Source organism: Komagataeibacter kakiaceti JCM 25156 (assembly GCF_000613305.1).
Genome location: NZ_BAIO01000224.1, coordinates 1 through 3,682, shown reverse-complemented (window position 1 = coordinate 3,682; position 3,682 = coordinate 1). Strand labels below are relative to the sequence as shown.

Here is a 3,682-nt window from a genome sequence, read left to right as displayed (position 1 = left end):
GGAACGGACGGCCCCGCGGCAATGACGCGCGCAGTAGAGACGGCGCCGCGTTACCCTTGCCCCCGGCGTACGCCCGCATACCGTGCGCCGCCTGCGCGATGGCTGTATGCTCGATCGCCTGTTTCACCGCGCCAATGCGGGGCTGAGCGCCGAACAGTATGACGTGGGCCTGCGCTTTCGCCGTGACTGGCTACGCAGCACGCGGAGTGGCCGGATGGTGCAACGTTATACGCCCCACACCGGAGCCGGTGCGGGCAGTATGGAAGAAACTGAGGCCGCCGTGCATGCGCGTAACGCGATTGATCGCGCGCTGGGGCTTCTTACCCCCGCCCGTGCCCGTGTGGTCTGCGCCGTGTGCGGAATGGACGAATACCCAGGCACCCGGACACGCACACTGCGCGCGGCGCTGGACGTACTGCATGAACAGTGGCGATGAAGATTTTCCGCTATTAATGGAATGGCAGGAGACCATTTAAACAGTCCGTATTTTAAGATATTCTGGAAACCAGAAAGAAGTTTTTGGTGAAGTTTTTTACAAAAAGCTTCAGGAAACGCCGCCTTTTTAGAAAAAAGACGGCACCCCAAAACTTTTATTCTTATAGAACACCTGATTATCTATGAGAAATTTAATATTTATATAAATTGACGATAACCCGCATTTACTGTTCACCGCTGGATCATAGTCCGGGTGTTGTATTCGGCAGGCCACCCACCAGTGCATCCGTGCCGCGATCTCCGTTTTTCAGGCGAGATGGGCAAGAAGGACCAGCCTCTCCGCACGCTCCATGCCTGATGGAAAAACACCATGGCAAAGGTGTTGTTGATCCTGTCCGCATGGTAGAATGGCGGGCATGAACAGAACTGGCCTCTGCCTTGCCCTGCTTTCCGCCGTGCTGTTTGGCATCAGCACGCCGTTCGCCAAGATGCTGCTGGGCGATATGACACCACAGATGGCGGCGGGCCTACTTTACCTTGGCTCCGGTGTCGGGCTGGCGCTGGTGCTGCGTGCACGCGCTGCGTTACGGCTTCCCACACATGACGAGGCCCCCCTTACACGCGCTGACCTGCCGTGCCTGCTGGCGGTTATTGCGGCGGGTGGAGTGGCGGGGCCGCTGTTGCTTATGGTCGGGCTGGCACGGACGGATGCGGCCAGCGCGTCGCTTCTGCTCAATCTGGAAAGCATGGCGACACTGCTGATCGCGTGGGTCGTGTTCCGTGAAAATGTGGACCGTCGGCTGCTGTTTGGCGCGGGGTGCATCCTGCTGGGCGCGGGCGTACTGTCATGGCAGGGGCAGGCGACATTCGCGCCAGGCGCGCTGTACATTGCCGCGGCCTGCCTGTGCTGGGGCATTGACAATAATCTGAGCGGCCGGCTCTCGGCGGCGGATCCGGTACGTATCGCCATGATCAAGGGTGTCGTGGCGGGCAGCGTGAACCTGCTGGCCGCGCTGGTGTTCCAGCACGCGGCTGCCGGGAGCTGGCATTATCGCCGCCGCCGCTGGCGTAGGGTTCCTGGGCTATGGGGTCAGCCTTGTGCTATTCATGCTGGGGTTGCGCCATCTTGGTGCGGCACGTACGGGGGCCTATTTCGCGCTTGCGCCCTTTGTCGGCGCGCTGGTGTCGGTCGCGCTGTTCCATGGGCAGGAAGGAGACATGCCGCGCCTGCTGGTGGCGGGCGTGCTGATGGGAACGGGGCTATGGCTGCACCTGAGCGAACGCCACGCCCATATTCATGAACATGAGGAGATGGAACATACCCACCGCCATGTGCATGATGCCCACCACCAGCACCTTCACGGCCCCGACGATCCGGCGGGGGAGCCCCACACCCACCGCCACCGGCACACGAAGCTGGTGCATAGCCATGCCCATTATCCCGACCTGCACCACCGGCATACGCATGACGACACCCACGGGCATGACCATGGCCCCGGTTCCGCGCATATGGCCTGAATTCCGCATTCATTGTGGATTGGGCAGGTTGTACATTCCCGCCGCAAGGACCGGGAGGTAGTGAAGTAGCCTGTAATCTCAAGGTGGTTTTGGGTGAAGATTTTTACAGAAAGCTTCAGGGAACGCCGCCTTTTTGAAAAAAGGTGGCATCCAAAAACTTTTATTTTCAGTAAACTCTTTTCAGGCAGTATTCAGGGAAAGGCATAATGGTGGCTTATCAGGACAGTGATGTAGCGGCCCCGCCTTTCTGGCTGGCGGCGCCGGAGCGCGATTTTACTGAACTGGCGCATACCCTGCTGCCGGAAGCAGAAACCCTGCTTGCGGCACAGGGCGTGTTCGCCCCGTTTGGGGCGGTCATGGACCCGCAGGGCGGGATTATGCGCGTAGCCCCGCCACACACCTCGGCCGACCCCACGGCCCAGCTGGCACAGGTACGGGCTGCGTTACGTCACAGCGTGCGCACCAGGCCACAGCGCGCGGCTGCCGTGATCGCCAACTGCACCGTCATCCTGCCCGGCGGGAAGAAGGCGACACAGGCGGCGGTTGTCATGTGCGCCTATCGCGATGGCTCGTCCGCGCAGATTGCCTATCCCTATACACTGGTCAATGGCCGGGTCATGTTCGGTCAACCCGCGTGGGATGAAGGGGAGCAGGACATATTTCTGCCCATAAGGCTGCGGCCCTATGTGCGCGAAGCCTGCCCGCCCCGCCCGGCGGGATATGCCGTGGGACTGTTCATGGTCCATGGCCCTGATCCTGCGGAAATCCTGCACTGCCTCGGACTGAAAAAGGGCGGGGCAGCGATAGACACACCCACAGCCCGCCAGTGCATCGCCATGCTGCCGGGCGGGTGGTGCGTGGTGTGGTGCAACGATATGGCCGATGCGACAGCCCTGCGCGCGCGCATTGATACACTGGGGGCGGATGTGATATTCACCGCCATTGATGAACATGCGTATTCCAGTTGCGCCACCGCTTACCATAACGGGGTGGAGATATGGTCTGTCACCCATGATGGCGCGATCAGCCCGCATGACCTGAGCACCAGCGGCGAGCCACCCACCCAGTTATCCAGCATTGTCGCGGATATGGAAAAGGAGGAAGTGGAAAGCGGCTATCCGCCCGGCGCGGTCGATTTTTACTTCGATATTCCCGTAGCACTGGTTCGCGCCCTGACCGGGTTCAGCTACTGCCAGCCCGACAGCACGCAGGGCCGCCCTGTCTTTATACCCCTCATGAAAAACACGTCACCGGACTGATACGCCACCAGTTTTTGGTTTAACGTCAGGTCTGTTAAGAAAATAGCCATGGAATCAGCAGGTTATTTTCAACATTGAAGGCAGCCTGCACCCCTGACAGCGGGCTGTTGGATATATGTTTGCTGCCTGCACGCTTTTTTTGCATAAAGGTCTCATCATGACACATCCGCGCCCGGCACCGCTCCCACGGTGACCGGGCGTTGTGCATTCTGGCCCCCGTAATCCATAAGGGAGAACGCCATGCCCCAACACGCTGCCCCGCAGGTGCCGCGGCGCGGGGCGTACAGCCGCCGCCTGGCGGATGAAATCTGCACCCGTCTGGCCGATGGGCAGAGCCTGCGCGCGATCTGTAGCGCGACGGGCATGCCACACCGCGCCACCGTCTTTCGCTGGTTGCGCGACAACGCGGCCTTTCGCGCCTTATACGCCACCGCACGCGACGGCGGCGGCCGACACGGCTGGCCGAGGAG

The 3,682-nt window shown here is 60.8% G+C and carries 5 protein-coding genes; 4 read left to right on the top strand and 1 reads right to left on the bottom strand.

Annotated features, from left to right (window positions below; genetic code table 11):
* Positions 1–82: 82 nt before the first annotated feature.
* Both JCM25156_RS23680 and JCM25156_RS23675 read left to right on the top strand, forming a co-directional pair.
* Entirely contained in the window at positions 83–436 is a 354-nt protein-coding gene (locus JCM25156_RS23680) for a DUF6456 domain-containing protein (RefSeq protein WP_242402612.1), read from the top strand.
* Positions 437–851: 415 nt separating this feature from the next.
* On the top strand, positions 852–1,736 hold the full coding sequence (locus JCM25156_RS23675) for a DMT family transporter (RefSeq protein ID WP_457851821.1): 885 nt from the start codon (positions 852–854) through the stop codon (positions 1,734–1,736).
* Here the strand turns inward: JCM25156_RS23675 and JCM25156_RS32830 are convergent.
* Entirely contained in the window at positions 1,696–1,944 is a 249-nt protein-coding gene (locus JCM25156_RS32830; RefSeq protein ID WP_457851820.1) for a hypothetical protein, read from the bottom strand. The two genes, JCM25156_RS23675 and JCM25156_RS32830, sit on opposite strands and share 41 nt — an antisense overlap.
* A 215-nt stretch (positions 1,945–2,159) precedes the next feature.
* Here JCM25156_RS32830 and JCM25156_RS11105 point away from each other — a divergent pair, with 215 nt between their 5' ends.
* Both JCM25156_RS11105 and JCM25156_RS23670 read left to right on the top strand, forming a co-directional pair.
* Entirely contained in the window at positions 2,160–3,212 is a 1,053-nt protein-coding gene (locus tag JCM25156_RS11105; protein ID WP_025813128.1) for a hypothetical protein, read from the top strand.
* Positions 3,213–3,452: 240 nt separating this feature from the next.
* Positions 3,453–3,682 (top strand): terminase small subunit-like protein (locus JCM25156_RS23670; RefSeq protein ID WP_034959425.1); only part of this gene is annotated, 230 nt, incomplete at its 3' end.

Bases quoted from the DNA above. Each gene is read 5' to 3' on its own strand.
- JCM25156_RS23675 (WP_457851821.1), top strand. From the start codon at position 852: ATGAACAGAACTGGCCTCTGCCTTGCCCTGCTTTCCGCCGTGCTGTTT.
- JCM25156_RS11105 (WP_025813128.1), top strand. From the start codon at position 2,160: ATGGTGGCTTATCAGGACAGTGATGTAGCGGCCCCGCCTTTCTGGCTG.
- JCM25156_RS32830 (WP_457851820.1), bottom strand. From the start codon at position 1,944: ATGCGCGGAACCGGGGCCATGGTCATGCCCGTGGGTGTCGTCATGCGT.